Genomic DNA, 19,543 nt, shown 5'->3' with positions numbered 1-19,543 from the left:
CACAAGCCGATGAGCCACCTCCGCCGCTTCACCCAGCTCGACGTCTTCACCGCCACGCCGCTCAAGGGCAATCCCCTGGCCGTCGTGCACGATGCCGATGGCCTCTGCGACGCAGAGATGGCCGCGTTCGCCCGCTGGACCAACCTGAGCGAGACCACGTTCTTGCTGCGGCCCGCGTCGGCCGAGGCCGACTACCGGGTGCGGATCTTCACGCCCGGCGGCGAGCTGCCCTTTGCGGGCCACCCCACGCTGGGCAGTTGCCACGCCTGGCTGGCGGCCGGTGGCCTGCCGCACGTCCCGGGGCGGGTGGTGCAGGAATGCGGCGTGGGCCTGGTGCGCGTCAGGCGCGACGGTACCCGGCTGGCCTTCGCCGCCCCGCCGCTGCGTCGCAGCGGCCCGGCCGACGAGGCGCTGCGCCAGCGCGTGTCCGGCGCGCTGGGCCTGGCCGCCGGGCAGTTGCGGGCGCTGGAGTGGGTGGACAACGGGCCCGGCTGGCTGGCCGCGCTGCTGGCCGACGCCGCCACGGTGCTGGCGCTGCGGCCGGACTTCAGCCAGATGCGCGATCTCAAGCTGGGCGTGGTGGGGTCGCATCCGGCCGGCGCCGAGTGCCGGTTCGAGGTGCGGGCCTTCGTGCCCGGCCTGGGCGTGCCCGAAGATCCGGTCACCGGCAGCCTCAACGCCGGCCTGGCGCAGTGGCTGATCGGCAGCGGCCAGGCGCCCGACGCGTACGTGGCGGCCCAGGGCGCGGCGCTGGGCCGGGCGGGCCGGGTGCACGTGCAGCGCGAGGGCGACGCGATCTGGATCGGCGGCGACGTGTCGCCGTGCATCAGCGGCACGGTGACGCTGTAGCGCCGCCGTGCGGGCGGTGCCCGGCCTCAGTCGTCCGCAACCTCGGGTTCGGGGTGGCGCACGATCGTCACCGGCACCGCGGCATGGTGCAGCACCGCCAGCGCGACCGACCCCAGCCGGCCCGGGCTGACCACGCCGGCATGGCCGGAGCCCAGGATGATGGCGTCGCAGCCCTGGCGCTCGGCGATGTCGACCAGCACCCGGGCCGGGTCGCCGTGGCCGATCTCGGTGGTGCAGGTCTGGTGGGCGCGGTGCAGCATCGCCACCGCCGACTGCATCGCGTGATGGCCTGCGCTTTCGGCGGCGCCTTCGAGCGTCTCGGGATCGTGGGCCAGCACCACTTCGTACAGGTGCGGCGCCTCCTGCACGTTGGCCACGACGAACGAGGCCTGCAGGCCTTGCTCGACCAGGTGCAGCGCATGGCGCACCGCGTCCAGGGCCAGATCGGAGCCATCGACAGGCAGCAGGATGAGCATGGCAGGTTCCTTCTTTCAGCAATGTCCTCGAACCCACTTTACTCCGTGGCCGACCGGGGCCGCAGGCCGCCGCGGCGCGGCGACGGTGCTAAGCTGAACGCCCGCTTTTGCGACCGGCCACGACAGGCCGGCGCTGCCGATGTCCCCCTTGCTGTGGAGTTGACGATGCCTGGTTTGCTTGCCGAGATCGATCCCGACGGACTGCTCGAATACTCGGTGGTCTACACCGACCGCGCGCTGAACCACATGTCGAAGAAGTTCCAGGGCGTGATGCGCGACATCTCGGCCACGCTCAAGGAGGTCTACGGCGCCCAGGCGGCGATCGTGGTGCCGGGCAGCGGCAGCTTCGGGATGGAAGCGGTGGCGCGCCAGTTCGCCACCGGCAAGCGCTGCCTGGTGCTGCGCAACGGCTGGTTCAGCTACCGCTGGACGCAGATCTTCGACATGGGCGGCATTCCGGCCGAGCAGCAGGTGCTCAAGGCCCGTCCGGTGTCACCCGGCGCGCAGGCCGCCTGGGTGCCGGCACCGATCGCCGAGGTGCGCGCCGCGATCGCGGCGTTCAAGCCGGACCTGGTCTTCGCGCCGCACGTCGAGACGGCCAGCGGCATGATCCTGCCCGACGACTACCTCCGGGCCGTGGCCGATGCGGTGCATGCGGTCGGCGGGCTGTTCGTGCTCGACTGCATCGCCTCGGGCACGGTCTGGGTCGACATGGCGGCCACCGGCGTGGACGTGCTGGTCAGCGCGCCGCAAAAAGGTTGGAGCGCCGAACCCGGCTGCGCGCTGGTGATGCTGGGCGCACAGGCCCTGGCCCGCCTGGCCGACACCACCAGCACCAGCTTCGCCTGCGACCTGAAGAAATGGCTGCAGATCATGCAGGCCTTCGAAGGCGGCGGCCACGCCTATCACACCACGATGCCCACCGGCGCCTTGACGCGGCTGCGCGACGTGATGGCCGAGATGCGCGCCTACGGCTTCGCCCGGCTGAAGGACGAGCAGTGGGCACTGGGCCGCGCGGTGCGCGCGATGCTGGAGCGGCGCGGCATCGCCAGCGTTGCCGCGCCGGGATTCCAGGCGCCCGGCGTGGTGGTGAGCCATACCGACGACGTCGGCATCCACAACGGCAGCAAGTTCCTCGGCGAGGGCCTGCAGACCGCTGCCGGCGTGCCGCTGCAGTGCGACGAGCCGGCCGATTTCCGGACCTTCCGGCTCGGCCTGTTCGGCCTCGACAAGCTGCATCACCCCGAGCGCACGGTGGCGAGCCTGGAAGGTGCGCTGGCGCGCCTGGGCTGCGGCCAGGCCGCTGCGCTCAGCGCATGACCGGCGCGCCGCCGCTGCGGGTGGCGGTGGTCGGGCTGGGCGCGATCGGCAGTGTCTTCGCCGCGGCCCTGGGCTCGCGTTTGCCAGCGGGGCGGCTCGCGCTGTCGGCATTGGCACGGGGCGAGACGCTGGCGGCGCTGCGCGAACGCGGCCTGGTCCACGGCGACGCCGTGGTGCGCCCGAACGTCAGCGACGACCCGGCCGAGCTGGGGCCGCAGGATCTGATCGTCGTCGCCGTCAAGGGCCCGGCGATGGCGGCGGCCGCGCCCGCGGTGCGGGCGATGCTGGGGCCGGCCACCCAGGTGCTGGTGGCGATGAACGGCGTGCCCTGGTGGTTCTTCGACGGCCTGCCCGGCGCCTGCGAGGGCCTGACCCTCGAGGCGGTCGACCCGGGCGGCGTGATCGGTTCGGTCATTCCCGGCCGCCACGTGCTGGGCTGCGTCGTGCACGTCAGCGCCAGCATGGCCGCGCCGGGGCGGCTCGGGCCGGTCAAGGGGCAGGGCCTGATCATCGGCGAGCCGTCGGGCGGGCGCACGGCACGCACGCAGGCCCTGGCGGCGCTGCTCACCGAGGCCGGCTTCGCGGTCACCGTGTCCGAGCGCATCCAGCACGACATCTGGTTCAAGCTGTGGGGCAACATGACGATGAACCCGGTCTCGGCGCTGACGCTGGCGCCGTGCGACCGCATCCTCGACGACCCGCTGGTGCGCGGCTTCTGCTCGGCCGTGATGCGCGAGGCCCAGGGGATCGGCGCGCGCATCGGCTGCGACATCGCCCAGCAACCCGAAGACCGCCATGCGATCACCCGCGGCCTGGGCAGCTTCAAGACCTCGATGCTGCAGGACGTGGAAGCCGGCCGTGCGCTCGAGATCGACGCCCTGGTGGGGGCGGTCCGCGAGATCGGCCAGCACCTGGGCCTGGCCACACCCAACATCGACGCCTTGCTCGGCCTGGTGCGGCTGATGGGGCAGAGCCGCGGGCTGTACCCGCGCGCTTGAGCGTCGGCCGCGCGCGTTTTGCCGCACCTTGCGCGCGACGCTGGACGGAACCGGCGGCGCGGCGCAAGATCATTCCATCGGCGCGGGCCTTTTCCGTGCCTCCAACTTTCGGGGTCTTCCATGTACGACAAAATTCTGGTGCCGGTCGACGGCAGTGCCACCTCCAATCAAGGCCTGCGCGAGGCCATCAAGCTGGCCAAGCTGTGCGGCGCGCAGTTGCGCTTGATCCACGTGGTGGACCTGCTGTCGTACAACCTGGCGACGGCCTCCGACGCGAGCCTGTCGGCCGAGGTCTGGAAGGCGCTGAAGGACGGCGGCGCGCAGGTGCTGGCGCAGGCGCTGGCCACGGTCACCGCCGAGGGCCTGAAGGCCGACACCAAGATGTTCGAGAACCTGGCCAGCCGGGTCTCGGAACTGGTGATCGACGAGGCCCGGGACTGGGGGGCCGGTCTGATCGTGCTGGGCACCCATGGCCGCCGGGGCGTGGGCCGCATGGTGCTGGGCAGCGATGCCGAGCAGATCGTGCGCCATGCCAGCGTGCCGGTGCTGCTGGTGCGCGCGACCGGGGCGCCGGCGTCCTGACCACGCCCTCCCCCGAAAGCGCCATGGCCCGGCGACCGCGACGGGCAGGCCCGGGCCTCGGCGGGGCCTGGCTCACCGGGGCGGGGCCGCACCGCCCGCGCGGGACAGGGCCTCGGCCACATCGCCGCGCAACCGGCGCAGCGAGGCCAGTTCGGCGCCGGGGGCCGCCAGCGTGGCCCACAGCATGCCGCTCAGGACGGTGGCGGTGGCGGCGATGTCGATCGGCTTGTCGGCCTGGGCCACGGCCTCCCACAGGATGTGCTCCATCGGCCCCAGCACCATCGGCCGCAACAGGCGCAGCGGCACGTCGCCGCGCAACTCGCCCTGGGCCTGGCCGCGCGCCAGCAAGTCCATCAGCGGCGCGGTGTAGCGGCGCTGGAACGGCAGGAAGCTTTCGCCCAGTTCCTGGCCCTTGCTGCGGCCTTCCGACAGCACCAGCGCGCACAGGCCGGTGCCCTGGATCAGGAACAGCCGCAAGTGGGTGTGGACGAAGAAGTCGAGCTGTGCCCGCACGGACGACTGGCGCGGCAGGCCGGCTTCCATCGTGGCGATGATCTCGTCGTACCAGTCGCCGATCACCCGCACGCACAGCTCGCGCTTGCCGCGGAAGTAGGTGAACACCGTCGCCTCGGAGATGCCCAGGCGCTGCGCGATCTCGGTCGTGGTGGCGCGCTCGTAGCCCAGTTCGGCGAACACCTCGCGGCCGACGCGCAGGATGTCGCGGATGCGCTGCTCGCTCTTGGCGCTGGCCGCCAGGCGGCGGGCCGGCGGCGCCTTGGGCGATGCGGAAGGCTTGGGGGTACTCATAAATTGAGTATGACTCAAAAAATACTTGCCGGACAAGGGTACTGCTGCTAGATTTCGACCACGCGCCCGAATGGCCCTTCGCATGGGAAGGACTCAGGGTTTGTATTGAGTTTTGCTCAATCCTGCCGGCAGGCGGCACAAGGAGACACGGTGTTCGAATCCAGCTTCCACTTTCCCCTGGGCGAAGACATCGCCGCGCTGCGCGACGCGGTGCGCGACTTCGCCCAGAACGAGATCGCGCCGCGCGCGGCCGACATCGACCGCGCCAACCACTTCCCGGCCGACCTGTGGCGCAAGCTCGGCGAGATGGGGGTGATGGGGCTGACGGTGGCGGAAGACTTCGGCGGCACGCAGATGGGCTACCTGGCCCACATGGTGGCGATGGAGGAGATCAGCCGCGCCAGCGCCTCGGTGGGGCTGTCCTACGGCGCCCACAGCAACCTGTGCGTCAACCAGATCAACCGCAACGGCAGCGAGGCGCAGAAGCGCCGGTACCTGCCCAAGCTGATCAGCGGCGAGCACGTGGGCGCGCTGGCGATGAGCGAGCCGGGCGCCGGCTCCGACGTGGTCAGCATGACGCTCAAGGCCGAGAAGCAGGGCGACCGCTACGTGCTCAACGGCAGCAAGATGTGGATCACCAACGGCGGCGACGCCGACACCCTGGTGGTCTACGCCAAGACCGAGCCGGCGATGGGGGCGCGCGGCATGACCGCCTTCATCGTCGAGAAGGGCTTCAAGGGCTTCAGCCACGGCCAGCACCTGGACAAGCTGGGCATGCGCGGCTCCAACACCTTCCCGCTGTTCTTCGACCACTGCGAGGTGCCTGAAGAGAATGTGCTGGGCGGCGAGGGCAATGGCGCCCGCGTGCTGATGAGCGGGCTCGATTACGAGCGCGTCGTGCTGTCGGGGGGGCCGCTGGGGATCATGGCGGCGTGCATGGACGTGGTCGTGCCCTTCGTGCACGAGCGCAAGCAGTTCGGCCAGAGCATCGGCGAGTTCCAGCTGATGCAGGGCAAGCTGGCCGACATGTATTCCACCTTCCAGGCCTGCCGCGCCTATGCCTACGCCGTGGCCCAGGCCTGCGACCGCGGCGACCACAGCCGGCATCTGCGCAAGGACGCCGCCGGCGTGATCCTCTACACCGCCGAGAAGGCCACCTGGATGGCCGGCGAGGCGATCCAGGCGCTGGGGGGCGTCGGCTACACCAACGAGTACCCCACCGGCCGCCTCTGGCGCGACGCCAAGCTGTACGAGATCGGGGCCGGCACGTCGGAAATCCGGCGCATGCTGATCGGCCGCGAGCTGTTCTCTGAAACCATGTGACATCAGGGCCGCGAGCGCCCGGGAGACAAGACCATGAGCACTGCACGACTGAGCCTGAGCCAGGACAGCGGCCCCACCGACGTGCCGCTGATCACCCAGACCCTGGGTGCCTTCTTCGACGAGATGGCGGCGCGCCAGCCCGACCGCGAGGCGCTGGTCAGCGTGCACCAGGGGCTGCGCTACACCTATGCCCAGTTGCGCGACGCGGCCCGGCAGCTCGCCAGCGCGTTGCTGGGACAGGGCCTGGTGCCGGGGGACCGCATCGGCATCTGGTCGCACAACAACGCCGAATGGGTGCTGATGCAGCTGGCCACCGCGCAGGTCGGCCTGGTGCTGGTCAACATCAACCCGGCCTACCGCGTCTCGGAGCTGGAGTACGCGCTCAACAAGGTCGGCTGCAAGGCGCTGGTGACGATGTCGCGCTTCAAGACCAGCGACTACCTGGCGATGTTGCGCGAGGTGGCGCCCGAGCTGGCCACGGCCGCGCCGGGCGCGCTGCAGGCCAGGCGCGTGCCGCAGTTGCGCACGGTGGCCTGGATCGACGTGGCCGGCCAGGGCGACGAGGAGCCGGGCCTGATGCGCTTCTCGGCGCTGATGGCCCAGGGCCGCAGCGACGATGCGCGCATCGTCGCGGTGGCGAGCGGCCTCCAGGCCAGCGATCCGATCAACATCCAGTTCACCAGCGGCACGACCGGCTTTCCCAAGGGCGCGACGCTGACCCACAGCAACATCCTGAACAACGGCTTCTTCATCGGCGAGTGCATGAAGCTGACGCCGGCCGACCGGCTGTGCATCCCGGTGCCGCTGTACCACTGCTTCGGCATGGTGCTGGGCAACCTGGCCGCGTTCACCCACGGTTCGACCATCGTCTACCCGAACGACGGCTTCGACCCGCTGTCCGTGCTGCAGGCCGTGCAGGCCGAGCGCTGCACCGGTCTGCACGGCGTGCCGACCATGTTCATCGCCGAGCTGGACCACCCGCGCTTCAAGGAGTTCGACCTGTCCACGCTGCGCACCGGCATCATGGCCGGCTCGCCCTGCCCGATCGAGGTGATGAAGCGCGTGGTCAGCGAGATGCACATGGCCGAGGTGACGATTGCGTACGGCATGACCGAGACCAGTCCGGTCAGCTGCCAGAGCTCGACCGACACGCCGCTGGACAAGCGGGTCGCGTCGGTGGGCACGGTGCAGCCGCACCTGGAGGTCAAGATCATCGACCCCGAGACCCGCGCCGTCGTGCCGCCCGGCCGGCCTGGCGAGCTCTGCACCCGCGGCTATTCGGTGATGCACGGCTACTGGGGCGACCCCGACAAGACCGCAGAGGCGATCGACACCGAGGGCTGGATGCACACCGGCGACATGGCGACCATGGATGACCAGGGCTACGTCAACATCGTCGGTCGGATCAAGGACATGGTGATCCGCGGCGGCGAGAACGTCTACCCGCGCGAGGTCGAGGAATTCCTCTACCGCCACCCCAAGGTGCAGGACGTGCAGGTGGTGGGCGTGCCCGACAAGAAGTACGGCGAAGAGCTCTGCGCCTGGGTCGTCGTGCGGCCGGGGCAGACGCTGACCGAGGACGAACTGCGCGCCTTCTGCCAGGGTCAGATCGCGCACTACAAGGTGCCGCGCTACATCCGCTTCGTGCCCGAGTTCCCGATGACGGTGACCGGCAAGATCCAGAAATACAAGATCCGCGACGCCATGAAGCAGCAGCTCGGCCTGGACGAGGAGAAGACCGCGTGACCGCTCTGACCGCTGTGATCCACCCCCACGCCAACGAGGCTGTCCGATGACCGTGATCCGCAGCCAGCTCAACCCGCGCAGCGCCGAGGCCCAGGCCAGCGCCGCCGCGATGGGTGCCTTGGTCGATGATCTCAACGCCAGGCTCGCCAAGATCGCCGAGGGCGGCGGCGAGGCGGCCCGCGCCAAGCACCTGGCGCGCGGCAAGCTGCTGCCGCGCGAGCGCGTGGAGATGCTGCTCGATCCGGACACGCCGTTCCTGGAGATCGCCCCGCTGGCGGCGCTGGGCGTCTATGCCGACAAGGACGGCAGCGATGCCGCGCCCTGCGCCGGTCTGGTCGCCGGCATCGGCCGGGTCAGCGGCGTCGAGTGCGTGATCGTCTGCAACGATGCCACGGTCAAGGGCGGCACCTATTACCCGCTGACCGTGAAGAAGCACTTGCGCGCCCAGGAGATCGCGCGCGAGAACCGCCTGCCCTGCATCTACCTGGTCGACTCGGGCGGCGCCAACCTGCCGAACCAGGACGAGGTCTTTCCGGACCGCGATCACTTCGGTCGCATCTTCTACAACCAGGCGCAGATGAGCGCGGCCGGCATTCCGCAGCTGGCGGTGGTGATGGGTTCGTGCACCGCCGGCGGGGCCTACGTGCCGGCGATGAGCGACGAGACCATCATCGTCAAGAACCAGGGCACGATCTTCCTCGGCGGCCCGCCGCTGGTGAAGGCCGCCACCGGCGAGGTGGTCAGCGCCGAGGATCTGGGCGGCGGCGACGTGCACACCCGCCTGTCCGGCGTGGCCGATCACCTGGCCGAGAACGACCTGCACGCGCTGGCGCTGGCCCGCCAGGCCGTCGGTCACCTGAACTGGCGCAAGAGCGTGGCGCTGGCGCTGCGCGAACCGCTGCCGCCCAAGTACGACCCGGCCGAGCTGCACGCGGTGATCCCCACCGACACGCGCAAGCCCTTCGACGTGCGCGAGATCATCGCCCGCATCGTCGACGGCTCCGAGTTCGACGAATTCAAGGCCCGCTACGGCCAGACCCTGGTCTGCGGCTTCGCCCACCTCGAAGGCATGCCGGTCGGCATCGTCGCCAACAACGGCATCCTGTTCTCCGAGAGCGCGAACAAGGGCGCGCACTTCATCGAGCTGTGCTGCCAGCGCAAGATCCCGCTGGTGTTCCTGCAGAACATCACCGGCTTCATGGTCGGGCGCAAGGTCGAGAACGAAGGCATCGCCCGCGCCGGCGCCAAGATGGTCACCGCCGTGGCCTGTGCCAACGTGCCCAAGTTCACCGTCATCATCGGCGGCAGCTTCGGCGCCGGCAACTACGGCATGTGCGGGCGGGCGTATTCGCCGCGCATGCTGTGGATGTGGCCGAACGCGCGCATCTCGGTGATGGGCGGCGAGCAGGCCGCCAGCGTGCTGGCCACGGTGCGGCGCGACGGCATCGAGGCCAAGGGCGGCTCGTGGTCCGCACAGGAGGAGGACGCCTTCAAGGCGCCGATCCGCCAGCAGTACGAGGTGCAAGGCCACCCGTACTACGCCAGCGCCCGCCTGTGGGACGACGGCGTGATCGACCCGGTCGACACCCGCCGCGTGCTCGCGCTGGGCCTGTCCGCCAGCCTGAACGCTCCCATCCCTGACGCCCAGTTCGGCGTCTTCCGGATGTGAACAGGGTGCCTCCCCGCTCCTTCCTCCGTCACGTCCTGACCTTGGTCACTGCACGCCCATGAACACACTGGACATCCGTCGTCCGTCGGCCCAGGTGGCCGAAGTCTGGCTGAACCGGCCCGAGGTGCGCAATGCCTTCAACGCCGGCGTCATCGCCGAATTGAAGGCGGCGTTCGATGGTCTGGCCCTGGACCCGGCGCTGCGCGTGGTGCTGCTGGCCGGGCACGGCAAGGCCTTTTGCGCTGGCGCAGACCTGAACTGGATGCGCGCGATGGCCGACTACGACTGGGAGCAGAACCGCCAGGACGCGCAGGGCCTGGCCGACATGCTGTGGGCGATCGAATCGTGCCCGGTGCCGGTGGTGGGTCGGCTCCAGGGCGACTGCTATGCGGGCGGGGTCGGGCTGGCGGCGGTGTGCGACATCGTCGTGGCCGCCGACACCGTCCACTTCTGCCTCAGCGAGGCCCGGCTCGGCCTGCTGCCCGCGACCATCAGCCCCTATGTGCTGCGTGCGTTGGGCGAGCGCGCCTCGCAGCGCTACTTCGTCACCGCCGAGCGCTTCAGCGCGGCCGAGGCGCACCGGCTGGGCCTGGTGCATGAGCTGTGCACGCCCGAGCAACTGGACGAACGCGTGCAGGCCCTGCTGGGGGCGATCGCGGCCAATGGTCCGCAGGCCGTGCGCGCCAGCAAGCGCCTGGTCAAGGACTATGGCGGTCAACCGATCGCGGCCGCGCTGCGTGAAGACTCGGCGCGCCGGATTGCCGACGTCCGCAGCAGCGCGGAGGGCAAGGAAGGCGTCTCGTCCTTCCTCCAGAAAAGGCCCGCCTCATGGATCTGAACCTGCCCGCCGGGTGGCCCGGCGCGAGCCATGCGGTGGGCCAGGCGGTCGGCCAGACGCTGGGCGCGGCCACCGCCCAGCTCACCACCACGCAGTTGTTCGCGCTGGCCGCGGCGCTGGGGTGGGCCAGCGGGCTGCGGCTGTATGCGGTCGTCTTTCTGACCGGGCTGGCCGGCCATCTGGGCTGGCTGCCCCTGCCGCCGGGCCTGCAGGTGCTGCAGCAGCCGGTGGTGATGGGCGTGGCGGCCGTCATGCTGGTGCTGGAATTCCTGGCCGACAAGATCCCCTGGGTCGATTCGGTCTGGGACACGCTGCACACCCTCATTCGCATTCCCGCCGGTGCCGCGCTGGCCGCTGGCGCACTGGGCGCCGATGGCAGCTCCTGGCCCTTGGTCGCCGCGCTGATGGGCGGCACGTTGGCCGCCACCTCGCACATCGCCAAGACCACCACGCGCGCCGCGCTGAACACTTCGCCCGAGCCGTTCTCCAACATCGCGCTGTCGCTCGCCGGCGACGCCGCGGTGCCGGCGATGCTGTGGCTGTCGGTCCATCACCCGCTGGCGTTCTTTGCGGTGCTGGCGGGCGTGGTGGTCGCGATGCTGGGGGTCACCTGGCTGTTGTTCCGATTCCTGCGCGGCCTGCTGCGCAGCCTGCGTCGCCATTTCGGCCTGGCCCCGGCGGCCGGTTGAGGCGGCATGTCGCACGATTCCCATTTCACGACGATGCACGCGCAGCGTGCGGCGATCGAGCCGAGGAACCCATGTTCAAGAAAATCCTGATCGCCAATCGAGGCGGTCGCGCCAGGGGCGCGGGGGCGCGAAGCACACCAAAGGGCCGTGCACGCGCAGCGTGCGGCGGTTGAGCCGAGGAACCCATGTTCAAGAAAATCCTGATCGCCAATCGAGGCGAAATCGCCGTCCGTGTCGCCACCACCGCGCGCCGCCTGGGCGTGCGCACGGTGGCCGTTTATTCGGAGGCCGACGCCACCGCGCAGCATGTGCTGGCCTGTGACGAGGCGGTGCCGCTGGGCGGCAACGCCGCCAAGGACAGCTATCTGCAGTGGCAGCGGGTGCTGGCTGCCGCGAAGGCCACCGGTGCCGAGGCGATCCACCCCGGCTACGGCTTCCTGAGCGAAAACGAAGACTTCGCCCGCGCCTGTGCCGCCGCCGGCCTGGTCTTCATCGGGCCGCCGGCCGAGGCGATCGCGGCGATGGGCAGCAAGTCCGCCGCCAAGACCTTGATGGAGAAGGCCGGCGTGCCGCTGGTGCCGGGCTATCACGGCCGCGACAACGATCCGGCGCTGCTGCAGGCCGAGGCCGACCGCATGGGCTACCCGGTGCTGATCAAAGCCAGCGCCGGCGGCGGTGGGCGCGGCATGCGGCGGGTCGAGCGCAGCGAGGACTTCGCGGCAGCGCTGGCGTCGTGCCAGCGCGAGGCCGAGGCCAGTTTCGGCGATGCGCATGTGCTGGTCGAGCGCTACGTCACGCGGCCGCGGCACATCGAGATCCAGGTCTTCGCCGACGCGCAAGGCCAGGCGGTCTACCTGTTTGAGCGCGACTGCTCGGTGCAGCGCCGCCACCAGAAGGTGCTCGAAGAAGCGCCCGCGCCGGGCCTGAGCCCAGCGCGCCGCGCCGAGATGGGCGCCGCCGCGGTGGCCGCCGCGCGCGCGGTGGGCTATGTGGGCGCGGGCACGGTCGAGTTCATCGCCGAGCCGAACGGCGACGGCGATCTGCGCTTTTATTTCATGGAGATGAACACCCGGCTTCAGGTCGAGCACCCGGTGACCGAGGCGATCACGGGGCATGATCTGGTCGAGTGGCAATTGCGCGTGGCCAGCGGCGAAGCCTTGCCGGTGCAGCAGCAGGACCTGAAGATCCACGGCCACGCGATCGAGGCCCGCATCTGCGCCGAGAACCCCGATGCCGGCTTCCTGCCCGCCACCGGGCGGCTGGGCGTGCTGCGCTGGCCGGAGCACGTGCGCTTCCAGCGCAACGCCGATGCCGAGGGGCTGCACGATCCGGCCCCCGTGCGGGTGGACGCGGGCGTGCGCGAGGGCGACGCGATCAGCCCGTACTACGACTCGATGATCGCCAAGCTGATCGTCTGGGGCGAAGACCGGGCGCAGGCCCTGGCCCGCATGGACGCGGCGCTGCAGGGCACCCACATCGTCGGCCTGGCCACCAATGTCGCCTTCCTGCGCCACGTGGTCGGCAGCCCGTCGTTCGCCGGGGCCGACCTGGACACCGCGCTGATCGAACGCGAGCGCGCCACGGTGCTCGATCAACCCGGCCTGCCGCTGGCGCTGGCCGCGGCCGGCGTGGTCGCGCAGGCGCTGGCCGCCGAGGACGGTGCAGGCGGCGCCGACCCCTGGTCGCGCCGGGATGGCTGGCGTCTGCACGGCGGCGCGCGCCGGCGCTTCGAGCTGGAGGTCGGCAAGACCCACCACACCGCGACGCTGGAGCGGCTGCACGACGGTGCGATGCGTCTGGGCGTGGACGGCGAGCAGCACGCCTTCGCCGCCCGGCCGCTCGGTCCGGACCGCTTCGAGATCATGCTGGGTGGCGAACGCCAGGTGCTGAGCGTCTACGTGCAGGGCGAGCGCGCCGCGGTGTTCGGCGAGGCCGGCACGCTGGAGTTGCAGGAGTTCGACCCGGTGGCGCATGCCGGCCCGGCGGCGGGTGAAGGCGGTCGCCTGACCGCGCCGATGCCCGGCAAGGTGATCGCGATCCTGGCGGCCCTTGGCGACGCGGTGAAAGCCGGCCAGCCGCTGGCGGTGATGGAAGCGATGAAGATGGAGCACACGCTGGCCGCTCCGCGCGACGGCGTGGTGGCAGAACTGTTGTACGCCGTGGGCGATCAGGTGTCCGAGGGGGCGGAGTTGCTGAGACTGGGCGAGGCCTGACATCATGAGTTCATCTCTTCCTTCCCGGGTCACCCTGGTCGAGGTCGGCCCGCGCGACGGTCTGCAGAACGAGAAGCAGGCGGTGCCGGCCGCCGCCAAGATCGAACTCGTGCACCGCCTGCAGGCGGCGGGCCTGACCGAAATCGAGGTCACCAGCTTCGTCAGCCCCAAGTGGGTGCCGCAGATGGCCGACAACGCAGAGGTCATGGCCGGCATCGCCCGTCAGCCCGGCGTGCGCTATTCGGTGCTGACGCCCAACCTCAAGGGCTACGAGGCCGCGGTGCTGACGAAGCCCGACGAGATCGTGGTGTTCGGCGCCGCCAGCGAGGCCTTCAGCCAGAAGAACATCAACTGCTCGATCGCCGAATCGATCGCGCGCTTCGCGCCGGTGGTGAGCGCTGCTCGCGCGGCCGGCATCAAGGTGCGAGGCGCGATTTCCTGTGCCGTGGGTTGCCCCTACGAGGGTGAGATCGCGCCCGAGCGGGTGGCCTTGGTGGCGCGGCTGATGGCCGAGATCGGCGTGCAGCATGTGGGCGTGGCCGACACCATCGGCGTGGGCACGCCGCGGCGCGTGCAGGCGGCGCTGGAAGCGGCGCTGAAGCACTTTCCACTGGCCGAGGTCAGCGGGCATTTCCACGACACCTATGGCATGGCGCTGGCCAATGTCTACGCCAGCCTGGAAGTGGGCGTGCACCGCTTCGACGCCAGCGTCTCCGGTCTGGGCGGCTGCCCCTACGCCAAAGGCGCGACCGGCAACGTCGCGACCGAAGACGTGGTCTACCTGCTGCACGGCCTGGGTATTGCCACCGGCATCGATCTCGACGCTCTGATCGACGCGGGCGCCTTTATCCGACAGGCCTTGGGCCAGGCCAACGGATCGCGGGTCGCGCGAGCGGTTGCGGCCAAGCGCCAAGCGGCCTGAGGCGATCAGGAATTCATTCTTTTCGCCAAGAAGCCGGCAGCACAGTGCAAGTCAAAGACTCATCACTGCCCGTCGCGGACGATCAGGCATCGAGCGGGGCAGCGGCCGTTGCGCGAGTGACTCCGCTCGTGTCCCCCGCCAGCATCCCTGGCGGGCTGCCGGCTCCTCCTTGACCTCGCTGCGCCACTCACCCAACGCCCTCTGCCGTTCACCAGCGAGCTTTTCGTCGAGAGCCGCAAACGCTGAAGGATCAGGATGGCGGGGCGCTCTGCGCAGCGAAGTCAAGGAGGAGGCATCGGCCCGCAGGGGCGATGGCGGGGGACATGAGCGGAGAAGAGCGCGCCGGCGTCCTGATCGCGCTCCGACACTGTGAGTCGCCAGAAACTGAACGGCTGCAACGGGCCGAATCGAGCCCTCGACCTTCACCTCGCAATTCTTCGTTGCTGATGGCGTTCCTGGCGGCGGATGGGGCGGCCAACGTCTCTGTGCTTTGCCACAATGGGCCGGTGGCCTCCTGTTTGGCGTCACCCCATCCATGCGAACCTGTTTGCTGCTGATCTTGCGTGCCGTGATCCTCGGCTGGGCCCTGGCGCTCGCCGCGCCGGCGTGGGCTGCGCCGCATGCGATGGCCGCGGATTCGCCGACGCTGCGCAAGATCCGCGATGCCGGCGTGATCACCTTGGGCTACCGGGTCGAGTCGGCGCCGTTCTCGTACCTGGACGGCAAGCGCCGGCCGATCGGCTATTCGATCGAGATCTGCGACCGGGTGGTCGATGCGGTGCGCCAGCGCCTGGACCAGCCCGACCTCGAAGTGCGCCTGATGCCCGTGACCTCGGCCACCCGCCTGCCGCTGGTGGCCAACGGCACGGTCGACCTGGAGTGCGGCGTCACCACCAACACCGCCGAGCGCGCCAAGAGCGTGGCGTTCTCGGTCACCACCTTCGTGGCGGCCAGCCGCCTGCTGTCCAAGCGCTCGGCCAACATCCGCAACCTGGATGACCTGAAGGGCCAGACCGTCGCCACCACGCTGGCGACGACCAGCATCCAGTTCCTGCACGCGGTCAACGAGTCCCGCCACCTGGACATGAACATCGTCGCCGGCCTGGACGACGCCGAAGCCTTCGGCATGGTCGGCACCGGCCGGGCGGTGGCCTTCGCGATGGACGACGTGCTGCTCAGGAGCCTGGTCGCCGCCACGCCGCATGGCGACACGCTCTACCGCATCGCCAACGAGGCGCTGACGCTGGAGCCCTACGCGATCGTGCTTCAGCGCGACGATCCGGTGTTCAAGCAACTCGTCGACGACGTGATCGTCGGCCTGTACCGCAGCGGCGAGATCGCCACGATCTACCGCCGCTGGTTCCAGGCGCCGATCCCGCCCCGGGGGATGAACCTGGCGCTGCCGATGAGCGAATCGCTCAAGCGCGTGATCGCCCACCCGACCGACGCGAGCGATCCGCGCCTGTACCGCTGAACTGCGTCAGCGGAATTGCTCCGGGTCGATGGCGTGGCGGTGCAGCTTGTCGTAGAGCGTCTTCTTGGCGATGCCCAGGTTCTGCATCACGTCCTGGATGCGGCCCTGGCAACGCCGCAGTGACTGCTCGATCAGCGCCTTCTCCACCAGCTCCATCTGCTGCGCCAGCGAAATCGTGGCATTCGCCTGCGGACCGGCCACCAGCGGCGTGGCACCGGCTTCGAGCACGAAGCGGTCGGCGGCGTTGCGGATCTCGCGCACGTTGCCCGGCCAGTCGTGCGCCAGCAGCTCGCGCAGGTGTTCCGGGTTGCGCTCGGGGGCGGGCAGGCCGTAGCGCACCACCGCCTGGGCCATGAAGTGCTCGAACAGCAGCGGCACGTCCTCGCGCCGCTCGCGCAGCGGCGGCAGCCTCAGCACCGCCACGTTGAGGCGGTAATACAGGTCGCTGCGGAATTTCTGCTGTTCGCTGAGTTCGAGCAGGTCGAACTTGGTGGCGGCCACCACCCGCAGGTTCACCGGTACTTCCTCGTTCGAGCCCAGGCGCTCGATCTTGCGCTCCTGCAGGATGCGCAGCAGCTTGATCTGCATCGCCATCGGCATCGACTCGATCTCGTCGAGCAGCAGCGTGCCGCCGTTGGCGTGCTCGATCTTGCCGATGCGCCGCTTGGCCGCCGAGGTGAAGGCGCCGGGCTCGTGGCCGAACAGCTCGCTCTCGAACAAGGTCTCGGGCAGGCCGCCGCAGTTGATCGCGACGAAATGGCGGTCGCGCCGGTCGCTCTGGTCGTGCAGGCAGCGCGCCACCAGTTCCTTGCCGGTGCCGGTCTCGCCGAAGATCATCACGTCGGCCGAGGTCCGCGCCAGACGCAGGATCATCCGCCGCACGTCCTGCATCGCCGCCGAGTTGCCCAGCAGCACCGCCTCGATGCCGTTGCGCTGGGCCAGTTGCTCGCGCAGCTCGTCGATCGCGACGCGCATCACGCGTTTGTCGAGCGCACGCATCGCGGTCTCGACGAAGCGCTCGGGCGCGAACGGCTTTTCGATGAAGTCGTAGGCGCCGGCGCGCATCGCCCGAACGGCCATCGAGATGTCGCCATGCGCCGTCACCACCACCACCGGGATCTCGGCATCGAGGGCGTGGATCTGCTCCAGCAGCGTCAGCCCGTCCATGCCGGGCAGGCGCACGTCGGTGATCACGATCACCGGCGCGCCGGCCGTGATGTACGGCAGCGCCTGCTCGGCCGAGCCGAAGGCCTGCACCTCCAGGCCGGAGAGCTCCAGCGTCTGCACCAGGCTGACCCGAACCGGCGGGTCGTCCTCGATGAACAGCACCTTGAATCCGTCAAACATCGGGGACCTCGACTGCTTCCAGATCGAATTCGAAGATCATGCCGACGCGCCCACGCCGGGCGCGCAGCGCGCCGCCGAATTCGCGCACGATTTTCGATGAAATCACCAGCCCCAGCCCCAGGCCTTCGCCGGCCGGCTTGGTGGTGAAGAAAGGCTCGAACAGCCGCGCCAGCTGCGCCTCGCCGAGGCCCGGTCCGCTGTCCTCGACCTGCACCCAGACCCGGCCTTCGCGCTGCTCGGCGTGCAGCCGCAGCCGGCGCTCCGGCACGCCCTGCATCGCGTCGATGGCGTTGCCGGCCAGGTTCAGCAGCACCTGCTCCAGGCGGTTCGCGTCGCCGCGCACCTGCAGGTCTTCCGGCACCTCGACGATCACGTCCAGCGGCCGCTCGCGCAGCCGGTGCTCCAGCATCAGCATCACGTTGCGCACCACGGTGGCCAGCAGCGCAGGGTGCAGGCTGGGGCCCTCCTTGCGCGCGAAGGACTTGAGCTGATTGACGATGCGGCCCATGCGTTCGGCCATCTCGTCGATTGAGCGCAGGTTGCTCGCCACGTCGGCCGAGCGGCCGCCTTCGAGCAGGCGGATCGAGTTGCGCGAGAGTGCGCGCAGTGCAGTCAGCGGCTGGTTGATCTCGTGCGAGATGCCGGCCGACATCTGGCCCAGCACGGCCAGCTTGCCGGCCTGCATCAACTCGTCCTCGGCCTGCACGCGCTGGCTGATCTGCTCCTTCAGGTCGGCGTTGGCGGATTGCAGCTCGCGGGTGCGCTGGTCCACCTGGCGCTCCAGCTGGTCGTGGGCCTGCTGCAGCGCGTTGCGCGCGACGAAGAGCTGGCGCAGCGCGCGGCGCCGGTGCATCAGGTAGAGCGCCAGCAGGCCGATCAGCGCCCCGCCCGCCGCACCACCCCAGGCCGCGGTGCGGGCCTGGCGCCGCACGTCCGACGGATCGGACAGCGCGATCAGCCGTGCGGCCAGCGGCACCACCGCGCGCTCCTGGGCCAGCAGCACGCTGGCCGGGGCATCGTCGATGGCCGGCGTGCGCACCAGGTTGACGCCCGGCTCGACCTGCCGCACCACCGGCAAGGCCAGGCCGGTCAGCGAGGCCGCGGCATAGCGGCCGTTGCCCTGCAGGGAGCGGGGGGCGGCGCCGACGGTGCGGTACTTCCATTCCGGCACCGACGACATCACGACGACGCCGTTCTCGTCGACCACCAGCAGCCGCTCGCTCTGCGATCGCAAACCCAGGTCGATCCAGGTCGCCTCGAGCGGCGCCAGGCTCACCTTCACGACCACCTGGCCGATCACCTGGCCGCCATGGCGGACGGGATGGGTGAAGTAGTACTCGGTGCTGCCGTCCGAGCCGTTGGCGGCGAAGAAATCGGCCGTGCCGTCCTGCAGCACCTTGGTGATCTCGCTGCCCTGCGCGTCCGCGGCGGGGCCGGCAGAGGGCTCGTGCTGGCGGTCGCTGGAGGCCAGCAGGCGGTCGTCGGCCGAGGTCACCACCACCTGGCTGACGCCCGCGCGCACGCCCACGCGCGCCAGCGTGCGGCTGGCGCGTTCGCGCAGCGCCGGGTTGTCGGGGTCGCGCAGCAGCGCCTGCACGTCGTCCTCGGCGGCGATCAGGCTGGGCACGTAATCGAAGCGGGCCAGCTCGGCCTCCAGCGTCGCGGCATAGAGCTCCAGTCGCTCGTTGGCCACCGCCGCCAGGTTGGACATGCCGCTGCGCTCGCTCCAGCCGTAACCGAGCAGCGCCCCGATGCCGACGGGGCACAGCACCAGCAGGCCGACCAGGCCCGAGCGCCAGAGTCGGGTCCGGAGCGCGGGCGGCGTGGCGGAGTCGGGGGTCGAAGAACGCATGTGGGTGCGTAGTGTGCCCAAAGCGCGCCCCGGCGAGCGGGGTTCACCGCACGAAAAAATGGCCGCAGTCCCTGCGCAGCCCGCCGGTGGGCGGAAACCCGCACTGGGCTGAAAATGACAGTGCGAAGTTCCGCCCTGACGCCGCACTGCCGGCGTGCGCGAGGGCCCGCGGACGGGGCGGCACGGCGGCCCCGGCCTCTGAACCGTCGGTGCTTTCCCTGAACTGTTGTGGTGCGCGTGCAGGCTGGCACAACGCGTGCAATCAGTCACACGGCGCGTCGAGTCGGCGCGGCGTCAAGCAACAGGGTCAATCCATGGACACATTCGTACAGCAGATCGTGAACGGTCTGGTGCTGGGGAGCATGTATGCGCTGGTGGCGCTGGGGTACACGATGGTGTACGGGATCATCAGTCTGATCAATTTTGCGCACGGCGAGA

General features: G+C 70.1%; 17 protein-coding genes. 13 read left to right on the top strand and 4 right to left on the bottom strand.

The window, feature by feature from the left end:
• Positions 1–9 precede the first annotated feature (9 nt).
• Complete coding sequence (locus tag AC0N04_RS04510; protein WP_474279102.1) at positions 10–849, top strand: PhzF family phenazine biosynthesis protein; 840 nt, start codon at positions 10–12, stop codon at positions 847–849.
• A 26-nt stretch (positions 850–875) separates the two neighbouring features.
• On the opposite strand, the gene AC0N04_RS04505 is transcribed toward AC0N04_RS04510, so the two are convergent.
• The gene (locus tag AC0N04_RS04505; protein WP_474279100.1) at positions 876–1,325 is read right to left on the bottom strand and encodes a universal stress protein; all 450 of its coding nucleotides are present in this window, start codon (positions 1,323–1,325) and stop codon (positions 876–878) included.
• A gap of 165 nt (positions 1,326–1,490) precedes the next feature.
• On the opposite strand from AC0N04_RS04505, the gene AC0N04_RS04500 reads away from it, so the two are divergent.
• From AC0N04_RS04500 to AC0N04_RS04490, 3 genes are all read left to right on the top strand, one after another.
• Positions 1,491–2,645: an aminotransferase class V-fold PLP-dependent enzyme gene (locus tag AC0N04_RS04500; RefSeq protein WP_474279098.1), complete on the top strand. Its 1,155-nt coding sequence runs from the start codon at positions 1,491–1,493 to the stop codon at positions 2,643–2,645.
• Complete coding sequence (locus tag AC0N04_RS04495) at positions 2,642–3,643, top strand: 2-dehydropantoate 2-reductase (RefSeq protein WP_474279097.1); 1,002 nt, start codon at positions 2,642–2,644, stop codon at positions 3,641–3,643. The genes AC0N04_RS04500 and AC0N04_RS04495 overlap by 4 nt, the downstream gene beginning before the upstream one ends.
• Positions 3,644–3,763: 120 nt before the next feature.
• Positions 3,764–4,225 (top strand): universal stress protein, encoded by a 462-nt coding sequence (locus AC0N04_RS04490; RefSeq protein ID WP_474279095.1) that lies wholly within the window; start codon positions 3,764–3,766, stop codon positions 4,223–4,225.
• 72 nt (positions 4,226–4,297) lie between these two features.
• Here the strand turns inward: AC0N04_RS04490 and AC0N04_RS04485 are convergent, their stop codons facing one another.
• Positions 4,298–5,032, bottom strand: a complete 735-nt coding sequence (locus AC0N04_RS04485) for a TetR/AcrR family transcriptional regulator (RefSeq protein WP_474279093.1) — start codon at positions 5,030–5,032, stop codon at positions 4,298–4,300.
• 150 nt (positions 5,033–5,182) lie between these two features.
• On the opposite strand from AC0N04_RS04485, the gene AC0N04_RS04480 reads away from it, so the two are divergent.
• From AC0N04_RS04480 to AC0N04_RS04445, 8 genes are all read left to right on the top strand, one after another.
• Positions 5,183–6,355, top strand: a complete 1,173-nt coding sequence (locus tag AC0N04_RS04480) for an isovaleryl-CoA dehydrogenase (protein WP_474279091.1) — start codon at positions 5,183–5,185, stop codon at positions 6,353–6,355.
• Between the two features lie 33 nt (positions 6,356–6,388).
• The gene (locus tag AC0N04_RS04475; protein WP_474279089.1) at positions 6,389–8,101 is read left to right on the top strand and encodes an AMP-binding protein; all 1,713 of its coding nucleotides are present in this window, start codon (positions 6,389–6,391) and stop codon (positions 8,099–8,101) included.
• 46 nt (positions 8,102–8,147) lie between these two features.
• Positions 8,148–9,770 carry a carboxyl transferase domain-containing protein gene (locus AC0N04_RS04470; protein ID WP_474279087.1) on the top strand — a complete coding sequence of 541 codons (1,623 nt, stop codon included), beginning with the start codon at positions 8,148–8,150 and terminating at the stop codon, positions 9,768–9,770.
• 58 nt (positions 9,771–9,828) lie between these two features.
• The gene (locus AC0N04_RS04465) at positions 9,829–10,608 is read left to right on the top strand and encodes an enoyl-CoA hydratase/isomerase family protein (RefSeq protein ID WP_474279085.1); all 780 of its coding nucleotides are present in this window, start codon (positions 9,829–9,831) and stop codon (positions 10,606–10,608) included.
• Complete coding sequence (locus AC0N04_RS04460; protein ID WP_474279083.1) at positions 10,599–11,297, top strand: DUF4126 domain-containing protein; 699 nt, start codon at positions 10,599–10,601, stop codon at positions 11,295–11,297. Before AC0N04_RS04465 ends, AC0N04_RS04460 begins: the two co-directional genes overlap by 10 nt.
• Before the next feature lie 185 nt (positions 11,298–11,482).
• Positions 11,483–13,510, top strand: coding sequence for an ATP-binding protein (locus AC0N04_RS04455; protein ID WP_474279081.1), 2,028 nt, complete (start codon positions 11,483–11,485; stop codon positions 13,508–13,510).
• Between the two features lie 4 nt (positions 13,511–13,514).
• Positions 13,515–14,432: a hydroxymethylglutaryl-CoA lyase gene (locus AC0N04_RS04450; RefSeq protein WP_474279079.1), complete on the top strand. Its 918-nt coding sequence runs from the start codon at positions 13,515–13,517 to the stop codon at positions 14,430–14,432.
• A gap of 535 nt (positions 14,433–14,967) precedes the next feature.
• Positions 14,968–15,906, top strand: a complete 939-nt coding sequence (locus AC0N04_RS04445; protein ID WP_474279077.1) for an amino acid ABC transporter substrate-binding protein — start codon at positions 14,968–14,970, stop codon at positions 15,904–15,906.
• 6 nt (positions 15,907–15,912) lie between these two features.
• Here AC0N04_RS04445 and AC0N04_RS04440 read toward each other — a convergent pair whose 3' ends face one another.
• Together AC0N04_RS04440 and AC0N04_RS04435 are read right to left on the bottom strand one after the other, a co-directional pair.
• Positions 15,913–17,253 (bottom strand): sigma-54-dependent transcriptional regulator, encoded by a 1,341-nt coding sequence (locus AC0N04_RS04440; RefSeq protein WP_474279075.1) that lies wholly within the window; start codon positions 17,251–17,253, stop codon positions 15,913–15,915.
• On the bottom strand, positions 17,246–19,105 hold the full coding sequence (locus AC0N04_RS04435) for a sensor histidine kinase (RefSeq protein ID WP_474279073.1): 1,860 nt from the start codon (positions 19,103–19,105) through the stop codon (positions 17,246–17,248). Before AC0N04_RS04435 ends, AC0N04_RS04440 begins: the two co-directional genes overlap by 8 nt.
• Positions 19,106–19,419: 314 nt before the next feature.
• Here AC0N04_RS04435 and AC0N04_RS04430 point away from each other — a divergent pair.
• Positions 19,420–19,543, top strand: a 124-nt coding sequence (locus AC0N04_RS04430) for an ABC transporter permease subunit (RefSeq protein ID WP_474280484.1), incomplete at its 3' end; no start/stop codon positions are given.

The organism is Ideonella sp. sgz306126 (genome assembly GCF_056032705.1).
This window is presented reverse-complemented; position numbering and strand designations above follow the sequence as displayed.

Bases quoted from the DNA above. Each gene is read 5' to 3' on its own strand.
- AC0N04_RS04510 (WP_474279102.1), top strand. From the start codon at position 10: ATGAGCCACCTCCGCCGCTTCACCCAGCTCGACGTCTTCACCGCCACG.
- AC0N04_RS04505 (WP_474279100.1), bottom strand. From the start codon at position 1,325: ATGCTCATCCTGCTGCCTGTCGATGGCTCCGATCTGGCCCTGGACGCG.
- AC0N04_RS04500 (WP_474279098.1), top strand. From the start codon at position 1,491: ATGCCTGGTTTGCTTGCCGAGATCGATCCCGACGGACTGCTCGAATAC.
- AC0N04_RS04495 (WP_474279097.1), top strand. From the start codon at position 2,642: ATGACCGGCGCGCCGCCGCTGCGGGTGGCGGTGGTCGGGCTGGGCGCG.
- AC0N04_RS04490 (WP_474279095.1), top strand. From the start codon at position 3,764: ATGTACGACAAAATTCTGGTGCCGGTCGACGGCAGTGCCACCTCCAAT.
- AC0N04_RS04485 (WP_474279093.1), bottom strand. From the start codon at position 5,032: ATGAGTACCCCCAAGCCTTCCGCATCGCCCAAGGCGCCGCCGGCCCGC.
- AC0N04_RS04475 (WP_474279089.1), top strand. From the start codon at position 6,389: ATGAGCACTGCACGACTGAGCCTGAGCCAGGACAGCGGCCCCACCGAC.
- AC0N04_RS04470 (WP_474279087.1), top strand. From the start codon at position 8,148: ATGACCGTGATCCGCAGCCAGCTCAACCCGCGCAGCGCCGAGGCCCAG.
- AC0N04_RS04465 (WP_474279085.1), top strand. From the start codon at position 9,829: ATGAACACACTGGACATCCGTCGTCCGTCGGCCCAGGTGGCCGAAGTC.
- AC0N04_RS04460 (WP_474279083.1), top strand. From the start codon at position 10,599: ATGGATCTGAACCTGCCCGCCGGGTGGCCCGGCGCGAGCCATGCGGTG.
- AC0N04_RS04455 (WP_474279081.1), top strand. From the start codon at position 11,483: ATGTTCAAGAAAATCCTGATCGCCAATCGAGGCGAAATCGCCGTCCGT.
- AC0N04_RS04450 (WP_474279079.1), top strand. From the start codon at position 13,515: ATGAGTTCATCTCTTCCTTCCCGGGTCACCCTGGTCGAGGTCGGCCCG.
- AC0N04_RS04445 (WP_474279077.1), top strand. From the start codon at position 14,968: ATGCGAACCTGTTTGCTGCTGATCTTGCGTGCCGTGATCCTCGGCTGG.
- AC0N04_RS04440 (WP_474279075.1), bottom strand. From the start codon at position 17,253: ATGTTTGACGGATTCAAGGTGCTGTTCATCGAGGACGACCCGCCGGTT.
- AC0N04_RS04435 (WP_474279073.1), bottom strand. From the start codon at position 19,105: ATGCGTTCTTCGACCCCCGACTCCGCCACGCCGCCCGCGCTCCGGACC.